This is a genomic window from Bradyrhizobium sp. R2.2-H (assembly GCF_004346455.1).
Classification (GTDB): domain Bacteria; phylum Pseudomonadota; class Alphaproteobacteria; order Rhizobiales; family Xanthobacteraceae; genus Bradyrhizobium; species Bradyrhizobium diversitatis.
On record NZ_SMBR01000005.1, the window covers coordinates 130,946 to 156,066 of the forward strand.

The 25,121-nt window shown below is 64.5% G+C and carries 28 protein-coding genes; 21 read left to right on the plus strand and 7 right to left on the minus strand.

Annotated elements, in window-relative coordinates:
* Position 1: 1 nt before the first annotated feature.
* From EDE08_RS14710 to EDE08_RS14790, 17 genes are all read left to right on the plus strand, one after another.
* A complete protein-coding gene (locus EDE08_RS14710) occupies positions 2–1,318 on the plus strand; it encodes a MotB family protein (protein WP_131869540.1) in 1,317 nt (438 codons plus the stop codon).
* Entirely contained in the window at positions 1,315–2,493 is a 1,179-nt protein-coding gene (locus EDE08_RS14715) for a chemotaxis protein (RefSeq protein WP_131869541.1), read from the plus strand. The genes EDE08_RS14710 and EDE08_RS14715 overlap by 4 nt, the downstream gene beginning before the upstream one ends.
* A complete protein-coding gene (gene fliK, locus EDE08_RS14720) occupies positions 2,490–3,839 on the plus strand; it encodes a flagellar hook-length control protein FliK (RefSeq protein ID WP_131869542.1) in 1,350 nt (449 codons plus the stop codon). The genes EDE08_RS14715 and fliK overlap by 4 nt, the downstream gene beginning before the upstream one ends.
* Entirely contained in the window at positions 3,790–4,371 is a 582-nt protein-coding gene (locus EDE08_RS14725; RefSeq protein ID WP_131869543.1) for a transglycosylase SLT domain-containing protein, read from the plus strand. Before fliK ends, EDE08_RS14725 begins: the two co-directional genes overlap by 50 nt.
* 90 nt (positions 4,372–4,461) lie before the next feature.
* Positions 4,462–5,694 carry a flagellar hook protein FlgE gene (locus tag EDE08_RS14730; protein WP_131869544.1) on the plus strand — a complete coding sequence of 411 codons (1,233 nt, stop codon included), beginning with the start codon at positions 4,462–4,464 and terminating at the stop codon, positions 5,692–5,694.
* A 34-nt stretch (positions 5,695–5,728) separates the two neighbouring features.
* Entirely contained in the window at positions 5,729–7,204 is a 1,476-nt protein-coding gene (gene flgK / locus EDE08_RS14735; protein WP_061877125.1) for a flagellar hook-associated protein FlgK, read from the plus strand.
* A gap of 3 nt (positions 7,205–7,207) precedes the next feature.
* Entirely contained in the window at positions 7,208–8,254 is a 1,047-nt protein-coding gene (locus EDE08_RS14740; RefSeq protein ID WP_131869545.1) for a flagellar hook-associated family protein, read from the plus strand.
* Positions 8,255–8,323: 69 nt separating this feature from the next.
* A complete protein-coding gene (gene flaF / locus EDE08_RS14745; protein ID WP_165935956.1) occupies positions 8,324–8,668 on the plus strand; it encodes a flagellar biosynthesis regulator FlaF in 345 nt (114 codons plus the stop codon).
* Entirely contained in the window at positions 8,668–9,078 is a 411-nt protein-coding gene (gene flbT / locus EDE08_RS14750) for a flagellar biosynthesis repressor FlbT (RefSeq protein ID WP_131869547.1), read from the plus strand. The genes flaF and flbT overlap by 1 nt, the downstream gene beginning before the upstream one ends.
* Positions 9,079–9,093: 15 nt before the next feature.
* The gene (gene flgD / locus EDE08_RS14755; protein ID WP_131869548.1) at positions 9,094–9,516 is read left to right on the plus strand and encodes a flagellar hook assembly protein FlgD; all 423 of its coding nucleotides are present in this window, start codon (positions 9,094–9,096) and stop codon (positions 9,514–9,516) included.
* Positions 9,513–9,779 (plus strand): flagellar biosynthesis protein FliQ, encoded by a 267-nt coding sequence (gene fliQ, locus EDE08_RS14760; RefSeq protein ID WP_027572776.1) that lies wholly within the window; start codon positions 9,513–9,515, stop codon positions 9,777–9,779. The genes flgD and fliQ overlap by 4 nt, the downstream gene beginning before the upstream one ends.
* A gap of 76 nt (positions 9,780–9,855) precedes the next feature.
* On the plus strand, positions 9,856–11,937 hold the full coding sequence (gene flhA / locus EDE08_RS14765; RefSeq protein WP_131869549.1) for a flagellar biosynthesis protein FlhA: 2,082 nt from the start codon (positions 9,856–9,858) through the stop codon (positions 11,935–11,937).
* Entirely contained in the window at positions 11,934–12,686 is a 753-nt protein-coding gene (gene fliR, locus EDE08_RS14770) for a flagellar biosynthesis protein FliR (RefSeq protein WP_131869550.1), read from the plus strand. The genes flhA and fliR overlap by 4 nt, the downstream gene beginning before the upstream one ends.
* Positions 12,687–12,693: 7 nt before the next feature.
* A complete protein-coding gene (locus tag EDE08_RS14775; RefSeq protein ID WP_131869551.1) occupies positions 12,694–13,113 on the plus strand; it encodes a hypothetical protein in 420 nt (139 codons plus the stop codon).
* Complete coding sequence (locus tag EDE08_RS14780) at positions 13,110–13,580, plus strand: rod-binding protein (RefSeq protein WP_165935955.1); 471 nt, start codon at positions 13,110–13,112, stop codon at positions 13,578–13,580. Before EDE08_RS14775 ends, EDE08_RS14780 begins: the two co-directional genes overlap by 4 nt.
* A 39-nt stretch (positions 13,581–13,619) precedes the next feature.
* Positions 13,620–14,132, plus strand: coding sequence for a flagellar biosynthesis protein FlgN (locus EDE08_RS14785; protein ID WP_131869553.1), 513 nt, complete (start codon positions 13,620–13,622; stop codon positions 14,130–14,132).
* The gene (locus EDE08_RS14790) at positions 14,129–14,587 is read left to right on the plus strand and encodes a hypothetical protein (RefSeq protein ID WP_061877116.1); all 459 of its coding nucleotides are present in this window, start codon (positions 14,129–14,131) and stop codon (positions 14,585–14,587) included. The genes EDE08_RS14785 and EDE08_RS14790 overlap by 4 nt, the downstream gene beginning before the upstream one ends.
* Positions 14,588–14,773: 186 nt before the next feature.
* On the opposite strand, the gene EDE08_RS14795 is transcribed toward EDE08_RS14790, so the two are convergent.
* Positions 14,774–15,544, minus strand: coding sequence for a winged helix-turn-helix transcriptional regulator (locus tag EDE08_RS14795; RefSeq protein WP_035670259.1), 771 nt, complete (start codon positions 15,542–15,544; stop codon positions 14,774–14,776).
* A 329-nt stretch (positions 15,545–15,873) separates the two neighbouring features.
* Positions 15,874–16,146 (minus strand): hypothetical protein, encoded by a 273-nt coding sequence (locus EDE08_RS14805; protein WP_131869554.1) that lies wholly within the window; start codon positions 16,144–16,146, stop codon positions 15,874–15,876.
* 214 nt (positions 16,147–16,360) lie between these two features.
* On the opposite strand from EDE08_RS14805, the gene EDE08_RS14810 reads away from it, so the two are divergent.
* Complete coding sequence (locus EDE08_RS14810) at positions 16,361–17,317, plus strand: hypothetical protein (RefSeq protein WP_131869555.1); 957 nt, start codon at positions 16,361–16,363, stop codon at positions 17,315–17,317.
* Between the two features lie 8 nt (positions 17,318–17,325).
* Here EDE08_RS14810 and EDE08_RS14815 read toward each other — a convergent pair whose 3' ends face one another.
* Complete coding sequence (locus EDE08_RS14815; protein WP_061877114.1) at positions 17,326–17,904, minus strand: MarR family winged helix-turn-helix transcriptional regulator; 579 nt, start codon at positions 17,902–17,904, stop codon at positions 17,326–17,328.
* A 658-nt stretch (positions 17,905–18,562) separates the two neighbouring features.
* On the opposite strand from EDE08_RS14815, the gene EDE08_RS14820 reads away from it, so the two are divergent.
* On the plus strand, positions 18,563–19,450 hold the full coding sequence (locus EDE08_RS14820) for a dienelactone hydrolase family protein (RefSeq protein ID WP_131869556.1): 888 nt from the start codon (positions 18,563–18,565) through the stop codon (positions 19,448–19,450).
* Positions 19,451–19,506: 56 nt separating this feature from the next.
* Here EDE08_RS14820 and EDE08_RS14825 read toward each other — a convergent pair whose 3' ends face one another.
* Both EDE08_RS14825 and EDE08_RS14830 read right to left on the minus strand, forming a co-directional pair.
* A complete protein-coding gene (locus tag EDE08_RS14825) occupies positions 19,507–20,772 on the minus strand; it encodes a serine hydrolase domain-containing protein (protein WP_131869557.1) in 1,266 nt (421 codons plus the stop codon).
* 122 nt (positions 20,773–20,894) lie between these two features.
* The gene (locus tag EDE08_RS14830; protein WP_131869558.1) at positions 20,895–21,743 is read right to left on the minus strand and encodes an SDR family oxidoreductase; all 849 of its coding nucleotides are present in this window, start codon (positions 21,741–21,743) and stop codon (positions 20,895–20,897) included.
* 170 nt (positions 21,744–21,913) lie between these two features.
* Between EDE08_RS14830 and EDE08_RS14835 the strand changes: the two genes are divergently transcribed.
* Complete coding sequence (locus tag EDE08_RS14835; protein ID WP_131869880.1) at positions 21,914–22,666, plus strand: HAD family hydrolase; 753 nt, start codon at positions 21,914–21,916, stop codon at positions 22,664–22,666.
* A gap of 24 nt (positions 22,667–22,690) precedes the next feature.
* Here EDE08_RS14835 and EDE08_RS14840 read toward each other — a convergent pair whose 3' ends face one another.
* Positions 22,691–23,098, minus strand: coding sequence for a nuclear transport factor 2 family protein (locus EDE08_RS14840; RefSeq protein ID WP_131869559.1), 408 nt, complete (start codon positions 23,096–23,098; stop codon positions 22,691–22,693).
* A 128-nt stretch (positions 23,099–23,226) separates the two neighbouring features.
* Positions 23,227–23,916: an aspartate/glutamate racemase family protein gene (locus EDE08_RS14845; RefSeq protein WP_131869560.1), complete on the minus strand. Its 690-nt coding sequence runs from the start codon at positions 23,914–23,916 to the stop codon at positions 23,227–23,229.
* Positions 23,917–24,136: 220 nt separating this feature from the next.
* Between EDE08_RS14845 and EDE08_RS14850 the strand changes: the two genes are divergently transcribed.
* A complete protein-coding gene (locus EDE08_RS14850; RefSeq protein ID WP_131869561.1) occupies positions 24,137–24,883 on the plus strand; it encodes a metallophosphoesterase family protein in 747 nt (248 codons plus the stop codon).
* Positions 24,884–25,121: the final 238 nt, after the last annotated feature.

The following is a 25,121-nucleotide window of genomic DNA, read 5'->3' on the forward strand; positions in this document are numbered from 1 at the left end:
CATGGAAGAGGTCAAGCATGAGATCGTGATCGTCCGCCGCCGCAGCGCCTTCGCCGAGGAGGCGCATCACGGCGGCGTCTGGAAGATCGCCTATGCGGACTTCATGACCGCGATGATGGCGTTCTTCCTGGTCATGTGGCTGCTCAATGCGCTCAACCAGGACCAGAAGCAGGTGGTCGCGAGTTACTTCAACCCGATCAAGCTCGCCGAGAACGCGCCTGCCCCAAAGGGTCTCAAGGATCTCTCCAAGAAGGAGCCGTCCTCGCTCGAAGGCCAGGACGGCAAGCGTCAGCCGGCCGGGCCGAACGAAGAACGTCGCGGCGACTCTCCGACGGCCGAGAAGCCGGCCTCCTACGAGGAGAAGGTCCTGTTCCGCGATCCCTATGCGACGCTCGCGGAGATCGCCAACAGCGCGAACCAGTCCACGGGTCAGCGGCGTGCTGGCGCTCTGACGTCCGTCGAAGAGGACGGCCTCAAGGGCGGCGACGCCTACCGCGATCCCTTCGATCCCGGCTATTGGAAGCTGGCGCCGCAGGCGTCCAAGGACGCCGATCGTTTCATCGAGAGCGAGCCCAAGCCGAATGCCTCCGCGCGCGACGGTGCAGCCGGACCAAACCCGGGCGAGCCGCAGGCGCGCCGGGCCAAGGCGGAAGAGGCCGGCGGAAGCGTGGCTCCGAACGCGGAGAGCCCGTCCGCAAGCCTGTCGCCCCTGCTGCCGCCGGGCCCCGCGCCGACGCAATCCTCACGCGACGGCAGCGCCGCTCAGGCCGGCGTCCAGGCCAATGCGGCCCCGCAGGCGCGTCCCAACGAGGCGGCGAAGGAGTCCGAGCAGCGCGATGCGGCGCAAACGCAGCAGCCCACCCTCAAGCAGCTTCAGTCCGCGATCGCGGACGCGCTGTCGGACATCAAAGCGGGCGCGGGGCCAGCGGCCGAGGTGCGTCAGGTCGAGGAAGGACTCCTGGTCAGCCTGACCGACGATACGAGCTTCGGCATGTTCGCGGTCGGCTCGGCCGAGCCGCGGCCCGAGCTGATCCGCGTGATCGACAGGATCGGACCGCTGCTGACCAAGCGCCAGGGCATGATCATCGTCCGCGGCCATACCGACAATCGGCCGTATCGTTCGGAAACCTACGACAACTGGCGGCTGTCGACCGCCCGTGCGCAGATGGCCTACTACATGCTGGTTCGCTCCGGCGTCGATGCGCGGCGGATCGAGCATATCGAAGGCTACGCCGACCGGCGGCCGAAGCTTCCGAACGATCCGGCGGCCGCACAGAACCGCCGGATCGAGATCCTGATCCGGGAGAAACGCCCTTGATCAGGCTGCTGCGCCGCGCCACCTTGCTGCTGCTGCCGTTCACGGCGGCGAGCGTATTTGCCCAGCCTGCGCCCCAGTCCGGCGAGCCCTATGAGCTCGTTCGTGCGCTACAGGCGGTGCAGGACGGCATCGCCAATGGCGACACCGCCGCGCACAGCAGCCACATCGCGCTGATCCGGCAGATCGGCGAGAAGTTTCTCGCGGCCGATCCCGCCGTGTGGAGCAATCCGCAGAACAGCCAGGCCGTGGTCATCTACCTGCTCAGCGGCGGTGCGCCGCAGGTCGTCCGCAAGTTGCCGCGCGACAGGATGAACGTCGACGAGCGGCTGTTCAATGGTGCGCTCGCCTATGTCGAGGGTCGTCAGGACGACGCGCGGGAGCTGCTCAAGGACGTCAAGCCGCGGACGATTCCCTCGGGCCTTGGCGGACAGGTCGCGCTGGTCCAGGGCGCGCTGTTCGCGCGCGCCGAGGCATCGCTCGCGATCGAGCGTCTGGACGATGCGCGCCTGCTGTTGCCCGGCACGCTCGTCGAGGAGGCGGCGCTGCGGCGCGAGATCCTGCTGGTGGGGCAGGCGGAGGATTTCGAGAAGTTCGAGTTCCTGACGCTGGCCTATATCCGCCATTACCGCAACTCGATCTATGCCGGCGACTTCTGGCGGCGATTCTCCGCGGGGCTGACGCAGTCGAGCCTGGCGCTCGACGAGCGCCGTTTTGCACGGATCACAGCCCTGTTGGAGCAGATCGATCGTGCGAGCCGCCTCAAGCTGTACCTCGTGATCGCGCGCGCCGCGATGGTGCGCGGACGGCTGGACGTGACCCGGCTTGCCGGCGAACGGGCGCTGGCGCTCAGCGCCGACGCCTCGGCCGATCGCGAGCGCGCCCATTTCTTCCGCGGCGCCTCGCGGGTGCTCACCGACGAATATGACGGCGGTCTCGCCGAGCTGAAGGCACTCGACCGGTCGAAGCTGCCCGAGCGCGACGTCCCCCTTCTGAATGCCACGGTGCAGCTCGCGCTCGACGTCCGCAAGCCGTTCGCGGGCGGATCCGTTGCGGCTGCCGACAAGCCTCCGGCAACGCCGGCGCGGCTCGATCTGTCCTCATCGACCGTGACGCTCGCGCGCGCGCAGAAGCAGCTCGCCGAGCTCGAACTCCTTACCAGGGACCGCCGTCCATGACCAAGCTCAGTGGAACCTCCGGACAGCTCTTCTCGGGTCTCGCCGAGAGCCTCAACCTGCGCGGGACGTCACGATCCGCAAAGAGCGCCGGGACCAAATCGCCGGCAAATTCGTTCAACGATCTGCTCCACACCGTCTCGAATCTCGCGAAGCAGGCACTGAGCGATGGTGCCGGCGACACGACCGCGAAGACAGGAACGCTGCGCACGCGTCTGGCCCATTCCAACGAGCAGGAGAAGCCGAAGGACGCGACGCTGCGCGAACGCATCGCGGCGTCCGAGGGACCAGAGGCCATAGAGGAGTCCTCCGACAACAAGGCCGACAGGTCGTCGGAGAAACTACGGCCGGTGGATCAAGCCGCCGGGGCGGACGTCCAGGGTCAATCGGGCATTGCCGTGGTGGTCGGGCAGGAGATCGTTGCCGCGCCTGCCGTGAAGACGCAGCTGCAATTGCTGTCCGCCGACAAGGACGGACCCGCCCGCGACGAGCGCTCCTCCACGACGAAGCGCGAGGCTTCCGGCACGGGCGCGGCGAAGGTGGCGACGGTCGACACCGCCCCGTCCGGTGTCGTTCCCGCCGCCGCGCGCTCGCAGGCTGCGGCTTCGCAAGCGATGGGCGCGGCTCAATCGGCACCGACGCAAGGCATCGAGGCTTCGAGCGCAATGCCCGCATCAGCGGGCTTCGAGGCGGTCACGGCTAATGTCGAGCGCGCCGCCAAGGCCTCGGCGCGCGCCGCGCTGCCCGAGACGACCAAGGTCACCGTGGTTCAGCAGGAGACCCATCTGCCGCCGGCGCAGTTCAACGCCCCGCAACAGGTCGCTAATGCAGTCGTCGCCGAGCTCAAGGAGTCTTCGGCGCCGGTGGCGTTGGCTGCGCCGGACCTTGCGGCTTCCCAGACCAATGCGCGGGATCAGCCACTCAAGATCCTGACCGTCAATCTCGAACCGCCGGCACTCGGCAACGTCACCGTGCGCCTGCGTCTCGTCGGCACCGAAGTGTCCGTCCAGCTTGCGGCCGAGCGCAAGGACACGAGCCAGATGCTCGACCAGCAGCGCGACCAGATCCGCGATCTCATGCAGTCGGCGGGCTACGTCGCCGACGTCGCGCCGGTCCAGCACGGCTCGCTGGACGGATTCCAGAGCGGCTCCGGCCAATCGCAGTCGCAGCTCTCGGGCCAGCACCAGCCCTCGTCGCAGTCGCAAGGCACGTTCGGCGGCGCCGGCACGTCGTCGGGACAACCCGACGGCGGCGCGAAGCAGGCCCGGCAGGAGCGCCAGTTCAACCAGGAGACGCGTCATGATCAGGACGTGGCGCCGCATCATCGTCGCGGCCCTGTTTATCTCTAGTGCGAGCGCTGTCCAGGCGGCCGCCGACATTGCGCGCCCCTGCGAACGCGAGATGGCGCGCGCGGCTCGGCAGCACGGGATTCCGCTCGGCATTCTCTACGCCGTCGGCCTCACCGAGACCGGCCGGCGCGGCGCGCTGCATCCTTACGCCCTCGGCGCCGACGGCCAGACCGTGTTCGCCAAGGACATGGATGACGCAATCGCGAATTTCGAGACGATGCGCAGCAAGGGGATCAAGCTGATCGACCTCGGCTGCATGCAGATCAACCACTATTACCACGGCGACAAGTTCGCTTCGGTACGGGCGATGTTCGATCCCGCCGGGAACGTCGACTACGCCGCGCGCTTCCTGAAGGAGCTGAAGCAGCGCGAAGGCAGCTGGACCATGGCAGTCGCGCGCTACAATGCCGGTCCCAACAACCAGCCGGCGCAGAAACGCTATGTCTGTCACATCGTCGCTCATCTCGTCTCGAGCGGGTTCGGCGCCTGGACCGACAAAGCGCGCTCGTTCTGTCAGCCGAAAACGACATGACAACATGAAGTTGTGCATCGCTTCCAATCATCAGCCCCGCGCAAGCAAGACCCCCCATTGTAGCTGCAACCTACCAAAGGAGCCCAATTCATGAGCCTGTATGGTGTTATGCGCACCGGCGTTTCCGGTATGTCTGCGCAGTCCAACAAGCTGTCGACGGTCTCGGACAACATCGCCAACGTCAACACGACCGGCTACAAGCGGGCTTCCACGGAGTTCTCCTCGCTGATCCTGAAGAGCGGCTCCGGTAATTACGATTCCGGCGCCGTCGAGACCACGGTCCGCTACGCCATCAGCGACGCGGGACACACGCAGTTCACCACGTCGACCACGGACCTCGCCGTCCAGGGCAACGGCTTCTTCGTGGTCTCGAACGCCAACAACACGCAGCAATATCTGACGCGCGCCGGCTCGTTTGTGCCGGACGCCCAGGGCAATCTGGTCAACGCGGCCGGCTACTATCTTCTAGGGCAGCCCGGTCTCGTGACCAACTTCTCGCAGAACAGCCTGTCCGGCATGCAGATCGTCAACGTTGCCCAGGTTCCGCAGGTGCCTGTGCCGTCGACGGCGGCAACGCTGACGACCGGAAATCTGGATCCGAAGGCGGCTGTTATCGCTGGTCCGCCCGGCCCGGCGTCATACTCATCGAAGAGCTCGATCGTGGCCTACAACAATATCGGCCAGGCCGTTACGCTCGACGTCTATATGTCCCATACGGCGACGGCTGCCGGCTCGGATACCTGGCAGATTCAGGTCTATGACTCCGCGACGGGCACCTCGCTCGGCGCCGCCACCACGTTCACCTTCGATACCACGGCGGCCGGCAGGGGCGCGCTGGACGCGGCGAGCCCGACCGGTCTCACCGTGACCGTCCCCGGCGGTGCGGCGCTGACCATGGACCTGTCGAACATGACGCAGGTCGGAACCGACTTCAGCTTCAAGGCGACCGTCAATGGCAGCGTTCCCTCTGCCATCGACAAGGTCGACGTCGACGATGCGGGCCACGTGACGGCGATTCTCAAGAACGGGCAGCAGCTGACGCTCTACACGATCATGCTTGCCGACGTCGCGAGTCCCGACAATCTGACGCCCGAGCCGGGCAACGTCTATTCGACCAACCTGGATTCCGGCAATGCGCAGGCAGGAAATGCCGGCACCGGCGGGCTCGGCACGATCCAGTCCGGCGCCCTGGAAGCCTCCAACGTCGACCTCGCGGACGAACTCACCGGGATGATCGAGGCCCAGCGCGGCTTCACCGCGAACTCGAAATCGTTCCAGACCGGTGCCGACCTGCTCGACGTCGTCGTCAACTTGAAGCGCTGAATTCTTCAGCGCCCATTCCGGGCAAGAGCAACCCATGTCCCTGACCTCCGCTCTCGACTCCGCTCGCGCTTCGCTCATGGCGTCGGGCATTCAGTCCTCGACGATCTCGCGCAACATCGCCGGTGCCAGCGCTGCCGGCTATTCGCGCAAGATCGCCGTGCTGGACAATCTGCCAGGTGCCGGCGTCTACGTCGCGGCTATCCAGCGCGCCGCGAGCGGCGGCCTGTTCACCAACGTCCTGACCGCGACCTCGGCGTCCGCCAAGCAAAGCGTGATCTATGACGGTCTCCAGAAGATCGCGGCATCGACCGTAGATGATCCCGAGCTGGATCAATCGCCGACGGCGCAGCTCAATGCGCTGAAGCAGGCGCTGCAGAAATATGCCAACGCCCCGGACAACACCACGCTGGCGCAGGCGGCGGTCGCGTCCGCCAAGGACATGGCCACCGCGCTGAACCAGGCGACCCGGACCGTGCAGTCGGTCCGCGAGGGCGCCGATGCCGACATGAGGACGTCGGTTCAGAACATCAACCAGTTGCTCTCCCAGTTCGAGACCGTGAATACCGCGATCGTGAAGGGCACGATCTCCGGCGACGATATCACCGATTACCTCGACCAGCGCGACAACATCGTCTCGCAGCTGTCGCAGGAGGTCGGCGTCACGATGTCGATCCGTCCCAACGGCGACGCTGCGCTCTACGCCGACAGCGGCGTCGTGCTGTTCGACAAGACGGCGCGGACCGTGAGCTTTGCGCCGACGAATGCCTACACCGCCGGCACCACGGGCAATGCGGTCTACATCGACGGCGTCCCCGTGACCGGGGCCAATTCGGTGATGCCGCTGAAGTCGGGCAAGCTCGCGGGTCTCGCCCAGCTGCGTGACCAGGACGCCGTCACTTATCAGAGCCAGCTCGACGAAATTGCGCGCGGCCTGATCAACACTTTCAGGGAGATCGATCAGACCGCCGCCGCGCTGCCCGACGTCCCCGGTCTGTTCACCTATCCCGGCGCGCCGGCCATGCCCGCGAGCGCCACCGTCTCGGTGGGCCTCGCCGGCACGATCTCGGTCGCGGCATCGGTCGATCCGGCCCTGGGCGGCAACCCGAACCTGCTGCGCGACGGCGCGATCAGCGGCAACCCCGCTTACCAATACAACACCGCGGGCAACGGCGGCTACTCGACCCGGCTGCAGCAGCTCATCGACGGCATGGATGCGTCGCAGCCGTTCGATCCAACAACGCAAGGCAAGCCGAGCGGCAACCTGATCGACTTCGCATCGTCGTCGACGAGCTGGATCGAGAACCAGCGCAAGACCGCCAACGACAACTCCGAGTACCAGAACACGCTGCTCAATCGCAGCATCACGGCGTTGTCGAACGTCAACGGCGTCAACATGGACGACGAGATGGCGTTGATGCTCCAGGTCGAGCGCACTTATTCGGCCTCGTCAAAGATCATTTCGACCGTCGATGAAATGCTGCAGAGCCTGCTGGCTGCCGTGGGGAACTAAGCCATGATGAGCGCGAACTACGTCTCGACCTTGATGCTGTCCTCGTCCTTGAGGTTCTCGATCACGAACAACCAGGCGGCGCTGAGCAGGGCAACGACGGAGGCGACCACCGGACGCTTCTACGACGTCGGCCTCGAGCTCGGTGCCACGACCGGAAGCGACCTCACGCTGCGGGCGGACTGGAGCTTTGCCGACCAGCTCGTCGACACCAACGGGCTCGTTGCGGGACGCCTGGACGTGACGCAGAACCGCATCACCCAGCTCAACAAGACCGCGACCGATTTTCTCAAGGATCTGATCGCGGCCCGCAGCACCGACGGCGGCGGGCGGGTCATCCTGCCGCCTGCAGCCTCCAATCTCCAGGACCTGATCGGCGCGTTGAATGTCTCCTACAACGGCTCGTCGCTGTTCTCGGGCATCAACACGCAGAACGCGCCGATCACGCCGTACACCGCAGGCTCGGCCAGCAAGAACCAGGTCGATGCGGATTTTCTCGCGACGTTCGGCTTCCCGCAATCCTCCCCCGCCGTGGCCACCATTACTCCGGCCCAGATGCAGACCTTCCTCGACACCACCTTCGATGCCGAGTTCGCGAGCCCGGCCTGGAACACCAACTGGTCGTCGGCGACGGATCAGACCATGCAAAGCCGCATCTCCACCACCGAGATCGCGGAGACGTCGGTGAGCGCCAACGAGATCGGCTTCCGCAGGCTCGCCGAGGCCTACACCATGATGGCCGATCTCGGCAATGTGAACCTGAGCCAGGAGACGTTCCAGGTCGTCGTGGACAAGGCCATCGGCCTCGTCGGCACGGCGATCAACGACCTCGCTGCGCTCGGCGGCAGCGTCGGCACGGTCCAGCAGCGGGTCACCACCGCAACCGCCAAGCTCAAGACGCAGCAGGACATTCTGAACAATCAGATCGTCGGGATTGAAGCGGTCGACCCGACCGAAGCCTCGGTTCGGGTCGAAACCCTGCGGACTCAGATCCAGACGGCACTGGCGCTCACCTCGCAGCTCCAGAAGATCAGCCTCATCAACTATCTCTGAGCCAAGGACGCCTTGTCGAGGCTCGAAATCTTCGTCCAGCTGTTCGGTCTCCCGTGAAGAGTGATCCTGATGACGTTTGAAGCCTATGAAGCGGTCGTTGACGAAAGTGGCTATGAGGCGCGAAGCCGCGAACGGCAGGCGCTCACTCTCGGAATCGACCGGCTCGAGCGGATCCAGAAGGGTCGCTTCAGCGCGGAGGACCTGGTCGAGAGCCTGCTCTATGTGCGGCGGCTGTGGACGATCTTCATCGAAGATCTCGCGCACCCGGACAACGGGCTGCCGGACAAGCTGCGCGCCGACATCATCTCGATCGGCCTATGGGTCGTGAAGGAAGCCGACCGTCTTCGCGAGCAGAGGTCGAACGACGTGGTGCAGCTCATCGAAATCAACCGCCTGATCAGAGACGCGCTCTAATGAAGATTTCCTTGCGGGCGGGCGAGCGGATCTACATCAACGGCGCGGTCCTTCGCGTGGACCGCAAGGTCTCCGTCGAGCTCGTCAACGACGTGATGTTCCTGCTCGAAGGGCAGATCATGCAGGCTTCCGACGCCACCACGGCGCTGCGGCAGCTCTATTTCATCGTCCAGCTCATGCTGATGAACCCGACCGACGTCCGCGACGCCGCGGCGCTCTACGCGCAACATCACGCGGCCCTGTGTGCCGTGTGCGAGAGCCGCGAGATGCTGGACGGACTTGGTGTCGTCGACGAGCTGGTAAGCGCGACCCGCTACTTCGAAGCGCTCAAGCGGATTCGAGCCCTGTTCCCGGTGGAGCAGGCCATCCTGGCCGGCGCCGCCACCGTTGCCCCATTTGAGGCTGCCTGACAGCGGAGAGGCCAGATGAACGTCACCAGCGCAACCGACACGACCGGAAATAGCTCCAGTTCGAACAGCACGAACTCGCCGACGTCGAGCAACAGCGTGGACTACAACACGTTTCTTCAGCTCCTCATCGCCGAGATGAAGAATCAGGATCCGACCAATCCGATGGATACCTCGCAATATATGAGCCAGTTCGCCCAGCTCTCGACGGTCGAGCAGGCGATGCAGACGAATTCGAAGCTGGATGCGTTGCTGTCCTCGCAGTCCTTGTCGCAGGCCAACGGGCTGATCGGGAAGACGGTCAGCTTCACCGATTCGACCGGTGCCAGTTTCAGCGGCAAGGTCGTTTCGGTCTCCATCAACAGCGACGGCTCCATCGCGACGCTCGCGGACGGCACGAAGGTCGCCGTCGGGCCCGGACTCACGATCAGCCAGTCATGAACGAGCGGGACGCTCTCGATATCGTCCAGGCCGCGATCTGGACCATCATCGTCGCCTCCGGTCCCGCGGTCGGCGCCGCGATGCTGGTCGGCACCGTCATCGCGTTGATCCAGGCCCTGACCCAGATCCAGGAGGTGACGCTGACCTTCGTTCCGAAGATCATCGTCATTCTCCTCGTCGTTGCCGTCTCGGGCTCCTTCATCGGTGCGCATCTGTCGACCTTCACCGAGATGGTCTATTCGCGGATCGAGCACGGCTTCTGATCCGGACAGCCCCGGCACCACCCTCGCGTAAGCTTTGCGCGGCAGATTGCGAACCGGACCCTTCTGCCGGTGACCCATGGCCGATACGTTAGCTGCCAGCCTGCCCAGCCCGCGCCGTCTCGGAGCGGACGCCTTCTTCGCGGCCGGCATCGTGGCCATGCTCACGATCCTGTTCCTGCCGATTCCTCCGATCCTGATCGATCTCGGCCTCGCATTCTCGATCGCGCTGTCGGCGCTGATCCTGATGGTCGCGCTATGGATTCAGCGACCGCTCGACTTCTCGGCCTTCCCCACAGTGCTGCTGATCGCGACGATCCTGCGCCTGGCGCTGAACATCGCGACGACGCGACTGATCCTGTCGCGGGGCGGGGAGGGCGAGCAGGCCGCAGGTCATGTCGTTGCCGGCTTCTCGAAGTTCGTCATGGGCGGCGACTTCGTCATCGGCCTGATCATCTTCGCGATCCTTGTTACCGTGAATTTCGTCGTGATCACCAAGGGTGCGACGCGTATCGCCGAGGTCGGCGCCCGTTTCACCCTGGACGCCATTCCCGGCAAGCAGATGGCGATCGACGCGGACCTGTCCGCCGGCCTGATCGACGACAAGGAAGCCCAGCGCCGTCGGCGCGAGCTCGAAGAGGAGAGCGCGTTCTTCGGCGCCATGGACGGCGCCTCGAAGTTCGTCCGCGGCGACGCCATCGCCGGCCTCATCATTACTGCGATCAACATCTTCGGCGGCATCGTCATCGGCGTTACCCATCACGGATTGACGCTCTCCCGCGCCGCCGACGTCTACACCAAGCTCTCCGTCGGCGACGGTCTGGTATCGCAGATGCCGGCGCTGATCGTGTCGCTGTCCGCGGGCCTCCTGGTCTCCAAGGGTGGTACCAGAGGCTCGGCGGAGCAGGCGGTGCTGCGGCAGCTCGGCGGCTATCCGCGCGCGGTGTCGGCTGCCGCGCTGATGATGTTCGTGCTCGCCCTGATGCCGGGGCTGCCGATGGCGCCGTTCGTGCTGCTTGGCGGTGTCATGGCCTTCGTCGGCTATTCGCTGCCGAGGCGGCAGGCGGCGCGGGAGCGCAAGGAGGCGGCATCCAAGGCCGACGAGCGCGCCCAGGCTGAGGCCAAGGAATCGGTGAAGGAGCAGCTCAAGACCGCCGAGATCGAGCTGGCGCTCGGCGGCCACCTTTCGGTCCATCTCCTGGGCTCGCGCACCGAGCTCGCCCACCGCGTGGCCAAGATCCGCAAGAAGTTTGCCAAGCAGTACGGCTTCGTCATTCCCGAGATCAAGCTCACCGACAATCTGTCGATCGATCCCAAGAGCTACCAGATCCGGATCCACGACACGCGCGTTGCCCATGGCGAGCTCAGGCTCGGCGAGGTGCTGGTGCTGGTCGACAAGGACGGCAAGCCCGACGTGCCGGGTGACGAGGTGATCGAGCCTGCCTTCGGCATGAAGGCGCTGTGGGTGACGGAAGCCTTCACCGACGAGGTCAAGCGGCAGGGCTGCAAGCCGGTCGACAATCTGTCGGTGCTGCTCACCCATTTGAGCGAAGTGATCAGGGCGAACCTCGCCCAGCTCCTGTCCTACAAGGACATGCGCGGGCTGCTCGACCGGCTCGATCCCGAATACAAGCGCCTTGTCGAGGATCTCTGCCCCTCGCAGATCTCCTATTCGGGCCTGCTGACGATCCTCAAGATCCTGCTGGCGGAGCGAGTCTCCATTCGCAATCTTCACCTGATCCTCGAGGCGATCGCGGAGATCGCGCCCCATGTGCGGCGCTCCGAGCAGGTCGCCGAACACGTGCGAACGCGGCTTGCCCAGCAAATCTGCGGCGACCTCTCCGACAATGGCGTGCTCAACGTGATCCGTCTCGGCAACCGCTGGGACCTGGCGTTCCACCAGAGCCTGAAGCGCGATGCCAAGGGCGACGTCGTCGAGTTCGACGCCGACCCACGCCTGATCGAGCAGTTCGCGACCGAAGCCAGCGCCGGGATCCGCAAGTTCACCGAGAACGGCACCAGCGTGGTGCTGGCGGTGACCCCCGAAGCCCGTCCCTATGTCCGGATGATCCTGGAGCGGGTGTTCCCGACCCTGCCGATCCTGTCGCATGTCGAAGTCGCGCGCAGTGCCGAGATCAGGGCGCTCGGAGCCGTATCGTGATCAGCGGCCTCGCCGACAGCGTATTGGTGACGTTCATCGTGTTCTGCCGCATCGGCGCCTGCCTGATGCTGGTGCCCGGCTATTCCAGCGTCAACGTTCCGCCCCAGGTGCGCTTGTTCGTCGCGCTGGTCACGACGTTTGCGCTGACACCGATCCTGATCGCGGTCCTGAAGCCGCTCACGGACAACGCGGCACCGCTGACGCTGGCGCTCCTGATCTGCTCGGAGCTCGTGGTCGGCAGCGTCATCGGGCTCGGCGGACGCGTGTTCTTCCTCGCGCTCCAGACCATGGCGACCATGATGGCCAGTGCGATCGGGCTCAGCAACATCCCGGGCACCCCGATCGCCGACACCGATCCGGCGCCGGCCCTGGTGCCGCTGATCATGGCAGCCGTCACCACGCTGTTCTTCATGACCGACCAGCATTGGCAGGTGTTGCGCGGGCTGATGAACTCGTACGACGTCTGGCGGCCCGGCAGCAAGCTTGGTGGCGGCATGGCGCTCGAGCTGCTCGTCGGCCGTCTCTCGGAAGCGTTCGTGCTGACGCTGCGGATCACCAGTCCCTTCATCGTCTATTCGGTGATCGTCAACCTGGCGGTCGGCCTGATCAACAAGCTGACGCCGGCGATCCCGGTCTATTTCATCTCCGTGCCGTTCGTGCTGTTCGGCGGCTTCCTGCTGCTCTACCTCACCAGCGACGAACTGCTGACGCAATTCATGCTCGGCGTCTCCTCCTGGCTGGCGGAGTGATCCGGTCATGACGTCGCGCGCAGACAAGCTCGGCCGGTTGGTCTCCTTGGTGAAGCTCCAGCTTCGGCTGTCCGAATGGCAGCTCGCGCAACTGCGGCAGCAGGAGCGCAGCCTGCAGGACGAGCAGGAATGGCTGGTCGGAGCCCTGAACGACGGCAGGCCGCCCACGGGATCGTCGAGCGAATCGATCGCGCGGCGCCTGAACAGGACGAGCGTCGGCGCACGCGCGGTGCAGGCGCAGGCCGCGCAGCAGCTCGACCATGTCCGCGCGGAAAGCCGTCGCATGAAGCAGCTCGAGGAGGTCGCGAAGGCCGCGCTCGCCGACAAGCTCCGTGACGCGGAGAAGCGTGCGCTCGAGGAGATGACGGGAATAAGCCCTGCCGTGCGCGCCTGGATGCCACGGCCAGCCAACCGGGACAAGACATGATCGTGACCGCGACACCCGACCTCGTTCTCGATGTCCTCGAAGCCGCCGATCCCGTGACGCAGCGCGCGGCGACCGCGAAGCTCGACACGTTGAAATCCGCCGATGCCGATTTCGCCGCCGCGATGGACGCGGAGATCGGCAAGGCTGCCGCCGATCAATCCGCGAAGGTCTCGGAATCGCAGCCGGGTGCAGTGAACGGTCCGCCGGTGCAGGTGATCAAGGCGCCGGGATCCGGCGATGTTTATCGCAAGTTCGAAGCGTTCATCCTCCAGACCTTCGTCGAAACGATGTTGCCGAAGGAGTCGGAGGAGGTGTTTGGCAAGGGCACGGCTGGCGGCGTCTGGAAGTCGATGCTTGCAGAGCAGCTCGGCAACCAGCTGGCAAAGGGCAAGGGCATTGGCATTGCCAGGCAGCTCGCCGCCGCACATCCGGCCGGACCGGACGCGGCGGGAAAGGCTGGATCATGATCTGCGAACGGGTGACAGAAGTTGAGGGGTGAATTTCCGATGCAGGCACAAGAAGGTGCGGCGGCCATGACGATGGACCAGGCGGTCGCGGACAGCGAAATGATGACGACGGAAGCAGCAGCAAGCGATGCGCTGCTGCCCGTCCTGCTGCCGATCGTGGGCGGCGAGGCGGTGGTCGAGGCCGCGGATGCGGTGAGATCGGACGAGGTGCGCGGCCTGCTGGCCGCAATCCGCCGGCTCGCGAGTATCGTCGAGGAGGAGACGGCCGCGCTCGCGACGGGTCGGAAGATCGATTTCGACGATTTCAGCGCGCGGAAGAGCCGGAGCATGCTCGAATTCGTCCGCCTGATGCGGGCGCGGATGCACCTCGGCAGCGAAGTCGAGATCACCGAGGAGATTCAGCGGCTGCGCGAGAAGCTCGAGCGGAATCGTTCCATTCTGGAAATGCATTACGATGCGGTGCGTGAGGTCGCGAGCATCATCGTCAAGGCGATCAAGGAGGCCGAGTCGGACGGCACCTATACCGGTCGCGCAGCGCAGGACGGAAAATGATCAGACTGGTGCTGGCCGGGCTCTGGGTATGCATCCTGACCGCGGGCACGAGCTATGCCGTCGCCTATTGGAAAGAGAACGGCAGCCTGCTGCCGGCGAAGGACGAATATCTCGACGGGCTGCAATATCAGAAGACGCGGGCACTGAGCGTGCCCATGGTCGAGAACGGCAATGTGCAGGGCTACATCGTCGCGCGCTTCGTCTACACCGTCGAGGGGCGGACCATGCGCCAGCTGAACGTTCCGCCGGAGCCGTTCGTCGTCGACGAGGCCTTCCGTAGGATCTATGCCGACGAGCGCCTCGACTTCAGGAAGCTCGCCCGTTACGACCTGTCCATCCTGACCACGGCCATCAAGCAGCGCGTCAACGAACGGATGCAGGCTGAAGTGGTCCAGGACGTCCTGGTCGAGGATTTCAACTACGTGTCCAGGGAAGAATTCCAGCAGAAGCCGTAGAGCAAGCCATCCGGAACGGCGTTTCCGGGAGGATCGTGCCCCAAATGGCCAGCTGACGCCGGCGCCACGACAGTCGCGCCGCGAATGCACGCATATGTCCTGCCGTCTCTGCCGCTGAAAGTACAACGGCCTCTGCGAAGTTGCTCGCAGAGGCCGTTGCAGGTTTGGCGGTAGCCTCCTGCCGTGTCAGTTTCCGGCCGGATAGGCCGCCGGGGCGGCATGGGCTCTGTTCAGGAGGATCCCGACCTCGTCGAGTTCCTGCACCGGCTCGTCGAGGGTCTCGCCGGCCGGGATATTGAGGCGGTATCCGACGTAGCGTCGGGCCACGATCGCGTCGAAGCCGAGGCGGTCGCGGAGCTTCTTGCGCAGCTTGCTGACGTGACTCTCGATCACGCTCTCGTCGAAGGTGGACTCGAAGATGCCGTAGACCGCGTTGAAGATCTGCGTCTTGGTGATCCACTTGCCGTGGTTGGCGACCATATATTCGAGAATGCGCAATTCGCGGCGGGGCAGGGTGAGGGCGTGGCCCGCGATCTCGGGGTCACGGCCGTTGAAGAAGACTTGAATCCTGCTCTCGCAGGGTCTCGGCAGCTCGCCTACCCGGCGCCGCGCGATCGCGGCCGTTCGGGCGAGGATCTCCCGCAAGTGAACCGGCACGTGCACGACGTCGTCGACGCCCGATTCGAACAGCTCCAGCGTGTTCTTGAGCATCTTCTGGCCGCTCACGGCGATGATGGGCGCCGAGGAACGCTTGCGCATCGCCCGTGGCAGACTTCCGCGTGCATCGCAATCCCCGAGGAGAAAGGCGTCCACCGCCGCCAAATCCGATTCACTCGCGGATTGCAGCCAGTCCCAGAATTCTCCGGAAGAGAAGCCGATCGACGACACGCCTTCGCGAACCAGCCCTCCAACGTAGCTGTTCGCGACGCTCTCGCGATCATCAACGATAATATACATCAGTCTTTCGCCCCTGTTTCGCACTTGTTGCGGCCGGATGGTTGTTGTGATGCTCCGGCTCGGCAACGATGCTGTTTGACGACATTCCTTCCCGCGAACCGTTGTTATGGTTTCGATATTCGCGGGCAGCCCTACGCATTCAGTGCCTGCGTCACGCAGGCCTGCTACATCAACTCGATACTGAACGCTTACTGGCGTGAGGCCCGGCGGGTGCCTTGCGGATCACCTCGCGGAGCGGATTGAGAAACGACCTAGATCAGTTGCGCCAAGTTGCTCATCGCTTCCGAACACTGCTGAACCGTGTCGATCTCCTCGCCAACTGGCGAGAATCACTTGAGTAGGACCGTAACAATTGCCGATTTCCGATCAAGCGTGCGCAGCAAAGCGGTTGCTACACGTGCTTGATGCTGTTGATTCATTTCCGGTTGTTTCTTGGTGTGTTCAATCGCATCAGTTGATTTGATTTCCAAACTAGTTTTGCACCGCAGCGGATGTAAAGTTCCGCATCCCCGTGCAATTACAGCTGTTTTCAGTAGAGCAACCGTCTTGCAAATCGAGCCCTCTTCAACCCCGGATTGACTCTTGCGATTGTCCTTCCACATGCGACAAGTCGACTCACTTGTGGCGACACGACTCCAGCTTGGTGAAATCTTGGCGAGTGTGTGTCTTTCGAGTCGCACTATCGCCGCGTGTATGACGTGATCCGACTCGCAGCTCCGCATCGCGCGCTATGGAAAGTTTCGATGCACACGTCTCAGGCAAGCTTCGGCAAATAACGTCACCGTTCGACAGATCGAACGAACGGAGCATTTTCACATGTTGTCCGATGGACAAGCTCGTCCCAACGCGACCGCGGATGCTTCCGCGGCGGCGAAGCCGGCTCCGGAGGCGCGCGATACAAAGGATGGTGCGACGCGAGCGGACAAGCCCGTCGCGAGCGCAAAGCGTGTATCGGCCGCGGCGAGCGACGAAGCTCTCGCGAAGGAAGCTCTCGAGGGGCTGAAGCGCATTCGTGCCAAGGCGCGCCTCGACAAGATGGCGATCCCGAAACCAGCGCCGGCCGTGATCAAGCCGGCCGTGATCGTGGCCAAGCCACCGCCGCCCCGTCCGACATGGGTCGCACCGCTCGCAACCCTGGCGGTCGCTGCCATGCTGGTGGTCTGCGCCTGCACCGGCGTGATCGCCTATCTCACCACCCAGCCCGCTCAGAGCAACGCTGCGACCAATACCGAGATCAGGAATCTGCGCGAAACCGTGGCGCAACTGCGCAGGCAGTTGTCGGGCGTGTCCGAAAATCTCGATGGATTGCGCACTGCGGTCGATCAATCGAGCAAGGCGACGAATGATCGCTTCGGCAGATTTGCCGAGAACCTGGACCGGATCGAGCGGGTGAGCTCGTCCTCGACGGCGAAGCTCGACAAGCTTGCCCAAGCACAGGCTCAGGCCCAGGCTCCGGCTCCGGCAATGGTGCAATCGCAGCCGCCGTCGCAGCACGGACCGATGGTGGCTTCGGTCGCGGCGCCCGAATTCACGGGCTCGGTGCCTGCGGCGGAGCGTACGTCGGTGCCGCGCAAGACGATCAAGGGCTGGTCGGTCCGCCAGGCCTATGAGGGGATTGCGATCCTGCAAGGCCCGAACGGGGTCATCGAGGCCGTGCTGGGACAACAGGTGCCCGGTCTCGGTCGCATCGAAGAGATCAGAAACGAGAACGGGCGCCTGGTGGTGGAATCCAGCGGCGGCGTCATCTATTCGTCACGCAAGGCGACGCCTTGAGCAGCCTTCTATTGACGGTGATGCTCGAAGCTGGTGCATAGCAGATCGACCTCCGTCTCCGCGATCGGTGCACGAAACAGGCGGCAGCTGAACTCGACCGTCGTCTTGCCGTCCGTGGTGGTGCGATCTTCCCGCAGGAAGATGCATCGCCTGCAAACGTCGGTGTGATGCCGCTGCTCGGCTGCGTCGGACTGATCCAGCACGTGCCGGAACGTGTCGCGGAAGCGGATCTTGACGTCGTCGTCGAGAACGGCAATCGCCTCGATGAGAACGTTGACGGGGTCGCGCACCAGGAACTTCTTGCCCTGCTGGGTCACGCTCAACATCACCGACCGCTTGTCCGTGGCCGAACGTTTTCGTTCGAGGTAGCCGAGCCGCTCGAGCTCGCCGATGATGAACGAGGCGGTGCCCCGCGTGGTGCCGACGTAGCTCGCCAGCGCCGATGGCGTTCGGGAAAACCGGTTGGCCCGGGAGAGAAAGCGCAGCGCCATCCATTCGCGGTCGCGCAAGCCGTGCTTGGTGCCTTCGAACCACAGGATTCGCGCGGCCTGCTCCAACAGTTCAATCGATTCGCGAGCCAAATTCATTTCAGTTCCAGGTCGTATAAGCGTCCATTCAATTGAGCTTTGGGTAGCGCAATCTGAGTGGACGAGAATGAATCCCGCGGGCGCTCCTTCGTCCTTGGCGGGCGGCGGATTGCTGGGGGAAGAAGCCTTTCCGTTTCGGAGATGGAACTTCCGGCCGTGGAACTAGGGCGTCACAAAGTAAGTTCGAGTAAATCGCGCAGCTCGGATCCTCAGAAAATTTCAATCAAATGACGACGGTTCGCCCGGTAATTGGCGATGTTGTACGATGCGCGAGCAACATGATGTGTCGTTGCCGCCGCTCCAATGGCCATTTGTTGCGGCTGATCATGTCGAGTGTGCGAACAGGGGCATTCTTCGCAACCTCTGGCGGCGTGGAAGGCCGGGAAAGAACCGACTTTTTCGGTTAATGGATGTTGCGATGCAATGCAGCTAGACGGTTAAGTCCGGCACACGCGCGATCCAGGGAATGTCAGGGTGTCGTTGGGCATTGGACAAGCCGCGCGGTTCAACGACAAAAACGTGGCGCCTTCATTGCTATGGCCGGCAATATCCTGGAATTCGACGATTCGTGCTCGCAGGCTGGTGATTTGCGTTTCGCCGGTAACTATTGGCGAATGCGTCGCCCCAGGGGTAGCAGGCAGCAGGAAGGAATGGACCGATGAGCTTCGAAACCACCATGACATCCGACGTCGTCGGGCTGACCAAGAGCGCCCCCGTCTCACGTCGCGGATTCATGAGCGCCACCGCGGCCGTGGCGGCGGGCTATACGCTTGCGGCCGGGCCTGTGCGCGCCGAGGTGGTCACGACCGATACCAACGGTCTTGAGGCCGGTGATGCCAAGATCAAGGTCGGCTCCGAGGAGATGCCCGCCTATTTCGCCCGCCCGGCCGGCAATACCAGGGCGCCGGTGATCGTCGTGGCGATGGAGATTTTCGGCCTGCACGAATACATCAAGGACGTGACGCGGCGCCTGGCCAAGCTCGGCGCGTTCGCGGTCGCGCCCGACTATTATTTCCGCAAGGGCGTCGACCTGACCAAGGTCTCGGAGATCAAGGATCTGCTGGCTGTGGTGAATGCCAAGCCGGACGCCGAACTGATGTCGGATCTCGATGCGACGGTGGCGTGGGCTGGGTCGCAAGGCGGCGACGTCACCAGGCTCGGCATCATCGGCTTCTGCCGGGGCGGCCGCACGGTCTGGGAGTACGCCGCCCATAGCGGCGCTCTCAAGGCGGGCGTCGCCTTCTACGGCACGCTGGTCGATCCTGCCAATCCGGCGTGGCCGAAGAGCCCGATGCAGCTCGCGCCCGAGATGAAGGCGCCGGTGCTCGGCCTTTACGGCGGCGCTGATACCGGCATTCCCGTCGCCCAGGTCGAGCAGATGAAGGCAGCGCTCGAGCAGAACAAGAAGACGGCCGAATTCAAGATCTATCCCGAAGCGCCGCACGGCTTCCATGCCGACTATCGCGGGAGCTACCGCAAGGACGCCGCAGAAGACGCCTGGAAGCAGGCGCAGGCATGGTTCAAGAAGTACGGCGTGTTGAGTTGATGCATGGTTTCGAAGGGCGGCCCGATCGGCCGCCCTTTGATTTGCACGCAGCGACCTCACTTCACCATCGCGCCGTAGACGATGTCCTGGACCTGTTCGCGGTAATATTTCCTGAGCTCACCAGGGGCGGCCGTCCCCACCACCACGACGAGACGCTCCTTGGGATCGCAGAAGAACTGCGTTCCGTAGGCACCATTCCAGGTGAACTCGCCGGGATTGCCGGGGACTGAAGACAATCCTTCGCTGGTCCGGACCGCAACCGAAAGGCCGAAGCCGAAGCCGCCGCGATGCGGTTCGACATTGGCCACCTTGTTTTTGATCTCGGGGCCGAGGTGATTGGACGTCATGTGATGCACGGTCTTCGGACCGAGGATGCGCTGGCCGTCCAGCTCACCGCCGTTGAGCAGCATCTGTCCGAAGCGGATGTAGTCGCCGACCGTCGCGAACGAGCATGCGCCGCCACAATCGAACTTGGTCGGGGTATCCAGGAGCTTGATGGCCTGCTGCTTGCCGGTGAGCGGATCGTTCGTGAACGGGCGGGCAAGGCGAGGGCGCTGGGCGTCGGTCGGGTGGAAGGTCGCATCCTTCATGCCGAGCGGCTGCCAGACGTTGGCGGCGAGATAGTCGCCGAGCTTCTGCTCGCTCACCTTCTCGACGACCGCGCCGAGCACGTCGATCGAGAAACCATACTCGAACTCGGTCGAGGGTTGATGCGCCAATGGCAGCTTGGTGATGCGGTCGATGAAGGCCTGGGTGTCGCCCTCGATCGCCGGCGCGACGCCGTCGGGATATTGCCGCGCCACCGGGCTCGATGAATCCGGGCGGCCGCCATACATCAATCCCGACGTATGCCGGTAGAGATCGTGGATGAAGATCGGCGAGGCCTGCGGCTCGAGCTTGAGCGAACCGTCGGCCTGGGGAACGCCGACCTTCATGTCGGCGAAGCCCGGATAGTAGTCGGACAGCTTGGCCTGGAGCGGCAGCCGTCCCTGCTCCATCAGCGTCAGGCCGGCGACCGCGGCCATCGGCTTGGTCATCGAGGCCAGCGCAAAGATCGCATCGTTCGGCATCGGCGTGCTCTTGGCGGGATCGAGCATGCCATAGGCCCTGTAGTGGACGAGCTTGCCGTCGCGCGCGATGGCGACCACTGCGCCGGGTACGCGCTTGGCCGCGATCTCGCGCGCGAAGAAGCTATCGAGGCGCGCAAGGCCTTGTTTCGAAAAACCGACGTCGTCGGGATTGGCTTCGGGCAGCGGCGCGGCGCGTGCCGCGCCGAGCGCGATGACGGCAGTCGCAGCGATCATGGCGATCGTCTTGTTCATTGCATTCTCCCAGGAGGCGAGCTCGTTGTGGGGTGGCTCGTTCGATGGCTAGATCACGACCGCACCGGGATGAAGTCAAGCGCGGGCAAGGCATGTCTGGGAGGCACGGGAGTGCAGGAACCCTATCGTCCTTCGCCTGCCCGCCGCAGCGCGTCGAGGCCGTGCCGATAGGTGGCGTAGGCCAGCGAGACGCCGAGCTCGCGCTTCAGTTTCACGTTGGAGACACGGGCGCTGCTGGCATAGAAGCTGCGGGCCATTGCCGACATCTCGGCGGTCGCGAACGCTTCTTCTGGCGGCGGCGCCACGCCCATCAGCTCCGCCGCATAGGCGATCACGTCCTGCGGCGGCGCGGGCTCGTCATCGCAGACGTTCCAGGTGCCGCCGTTCGGGTAACGAATGGCGGCCATGATCGCGCTGGCGATGTCGTCGACGTGGATGCGGTTGAACACCTGTCCCGGCTTGATGATGCGCCTCGCCGTTCCCGCGTGCAGCGTCACGAGGGCGTTGCGACCGGGACCGTAGATGCCCGCGAGCCGCAGGATCGCCGCATCGCCGCGCGCCGCGTCCGTCCAGGCCTGCTCCGCGGCAACCCGCATGCGCGTGCGGTCGAGGACGGCCTGCGGCGGCGTGCCCTCGTCGACCCACGCGCCGCCGTGATCGCCGTACACGCCGATGGTGGAGAGATAGACGACCTTGCGGCGGCCTTCCTGCAGCACGTCGCCGAACGCCTTGATCGCGGGATCGTCGGCGTTGCCGGGTGGGATCGACACCAGGAGGACATCGGCGTCGCGAACTTGCTGAACCGTCTCTTGCGACGGACGGCTGCCGGAAAACGGATGCACCTCAATGCGGCCGAAATCGTTCCGTTGCGCGGGGTCGCGCACGGTGCCGGCGACATGCGAGAAGCTGCCGCCGTATTGGCGAACGAAGTGCCGGGCACTGTAGCCGAGGCCGAGGATGAAGAGCCGCATGCGTCTCCTGTGCAGGTCGGAGTTCCCGCTCGCGCCGTGGCGCCTTCCGCTCATAAGAGATTTTTGGGTCCGGCAAAAGATATTGCGATTTGTCGCGCCTGCCGCTTCGGGCGATGCTCGCTCGTCACAGGCAGCTCGGGAGGGAGGCGTCGTTGGCGACCGGGTCGATCATGCAGGTGGAAGCGCCCGCGGCAGTGCGATGCAATGCCAACGAGCTGATCCGGCGCGCGGCTGCGCTGATCTTCGACGTCGACGGCACCCTCGCCGAGACCGAGGAGCTGCATCGGCAGGCCTTCAACTTCGCCTTCGCCCGCCGCGGTCTCGACTGGCGTTGGGACCGTGCCGTCTACAAGGAGCTGTTGCGGGTCACGGGCGGCAAGGAGCGCATGCGCGCCTACCACACGAGGCTGGGGGCCGCTCCGCCATTGTCGGACATGGACATCGCAGAGCTGCATCGCGTCAAGGCCGCGCACTATGCCGAGCTGATCGAAACTGGCTGCTGTCCCTTGCGACCGGGCGTGCGGGATCTGCTCGCTGCGGCCCGTGCGCGCGGCCAGCGGCTTGCCATCGCGACCACCACCTCGCACGGCAATATCGATGCGCTGCTCTCGCAGGCGCTGGGCAAGCGCTGGGCCGCGGATTTCGAGGCGATCGTCGCCGGCGATGACGTGCGGCACAAGAAGCCCGCGCCGGACGTCTATCTCGATATCCTGGCACGGCTGAAGCTCGGCGCGCCGGACTGCGTCGCGATCGAGGATTCCGCCAACGGCCTGATTGCGGCCTCGCGTGCCGGCATCCCGGTTCTGATCACGCGCAGCATGTTCTTTGGGGACGATGACTTCACCGCGGCGCGGGTCGTGCTGGACGACCTGTCGGAACTCGGTGCCGCCACAAAAACTGAGGAACAACCCCATGCACAGTAGATCACGCCTACGTGATCGCTGCGGTCAGTGGACGCGGTGACTCGCTCTATCGTCCTCGGCCTGTTCGACAATCTGCGCGATCGGGCTGGACTGATGGTGCACGAGGCGCCAGTCGTCGCCGACGCGGCGAAAATGGTTCGCGGCAGCCAAGGCGGTGCCGTCGACGATCTCGATGCAGAGCACCCGCGCGCTGTCGCCATCGACGATCACCTGCGGCTCGGCGCAGACGATTTGCGGCCGCTCCGGGTTTTGCAGGATGTCGCGCCAGCTTCCGATCACGGTGGCGCGCCCGATGATGGCCGGCCAGCCGGGATGGATGCAGGAGATGGCGTCGTCATCCGCCCACATCCGCTGCATTTCGTCGAAATCGCCGGTCGAAAAGGCGGCGTAGAAGGCCGCGTTGGCGGCGATGACCTTGCTGTCGTTTGCCATGCCTCCGGGGTGGGGCAAGGACAGGCAAAAATCAAGCGCGACTTCCGTCGATTTTGGCCGCAGTGCAGCATTCGAGTTCGCGCCCGCTCTATGGGCGGTTCACGCGGGGGAAGGCGGGCGAAGAGGCATCATCCGATCGCAAAATCGGCTGCGGTCTCCGCGTGAATGGCCGTCGTGTCGAACGTCTCGACCGAGGTATCGTCCTGGCCGACCAGCATCGTGATCTCGGTGCAGCCGAGGATCATGCACTCGGCGCCGCGGGCGACGAGGGCCGCCATCACCTCCTGATAGCGACGGCGCGAGGGAGCGGCGACGTTCCCGAGGCACAGCTCGTCGTAGATGATGCGGTTCACGTCGGCGCGCTCGTCGGCCGCAGGAATCAGCACATCGAGATCATGCGCGCGCAGCCGGTCGATGTAGAAATCCTGCTCCATCGTGAACTTGGTGCCGAGCAGCCCGACTCGCCGGTATCCCTTGGCCCGAATCCGCTGCGCCGTCGCGTCGCCGATGTCGATGAACGGAACGGTCACGCTGGCCGTGATCTCGGGCGCCAGTTTATGCATCGTGTTCGTGCAGAGCACGATCGCACGCGCCCCGGCGCTTTCGAGCCGCCGTGCGACCTCCGCCAGGCTGGCCGCCGCCTCCTGCCAGCGGCCGGCATACTGCATCTGTTTGATCTCCTCGAAATCGTAGGAATACATCAACAATGGTGCCGAATGCAGCTTGCCCATGCGGTCGCGGACCCGCTCGTTGATCAGCTTGTAGTAGAGCGCGGTGCTCTCCCAGCTCATGCCGCCGATCAGGCCGATGGTTTGCATTCCAGTGCTCCGGACGAGTTGGCTCGGCCGGATCGTAAACGAAGACGCCGAAGCCCGGTAGCCGTCCCTTGATTGCGGCACCTTCGTCGTGTCATTGTTCCCCAGCGCCGATTTGATCCTCAGCTTGCGGGCGCTTCTACAAATGCAGCTAAAGAGAACCGCTATCCCTGCATCGTCCCGCATTGCGTGAATCGTCGGCCATCTCGACTGGGAGGGTCACATGAAATTTGCTGCGATCGCGGATGTGCACGGGAATCGTCCGGCGCTGGACGCCGTCCTTGCGGACATTGCCGCGCTCGGTATCGACGACGTCGTAAATCTTGGAGACCACGTCAGCGGGCCGCTCGAGGCCGCAAGAACTGCAGACCTGCTCATCGAGCGCGGCTTTCCGTCGGTGCGGGGCGATCAGGATCGAATCCTCCTGGAGCTCCGGCAGGCGGGCACTTCGGCGCGCGGCGATTTCCAGCAACTCGCGCGCAAGCATTTCGACTGGATGGCAAGCATGCCACCCACGCTGATGTACAGAGACCGGGTGTTCCTGTGCCATGCGTCACCCAGGAACGATGCCGCCTTTTGGCTCGATCAGATAGCCGAGGACGGCAGCGTGCGCGCCAGTCCGATCGAGGCGATCGAGTCCGAGGCCGAGGGGATCACGGCCGAAGTCATCCTGTGCGGGCACACTCACATTCCGAGGGTCGTTCGTCTGAGGGATGGGCGACTGGTCGTAAATCCCGGCAGCGTCGGGCTGCCCGGCTACGACGGGAAGTTTCCTGTGCCCTACGTGGTTGAGGTCGGCACGCCCCACGCCTGCTACGCCCTGCTGGAGCATGCCGGACGAGCCTGGACCGCGACGATCCGCTACGTGCCCTACGATAGTGCGGCCATGGCCGCACTGGCGCGCAGCAAGGGCCTGCTCACCTGGGCGAGCGCGATTGCAACCGGCTGGATTCGGCCGGAGCGGAGTTAGGCCGGCACCGGGTAAGAAAGGCACGCCGCGCTCCTCGCTGAAGCCGCGAGCTCCAAGCCCATCGGTATCTGCTCACGGATCTGGTTCTGCGTGGCCGCGATACGGGCGGTCGTGCAAACGGCAGGGACGGGCATGCCGCCTGCGCAGGCTGCGAAAAGCCTTTCGATCTTGCGCGTCCTGTCGGCCTGTCCTACGCCACGTCCGAACGTAATTTTGCGAGGCGGTGAGGGGCATCGCC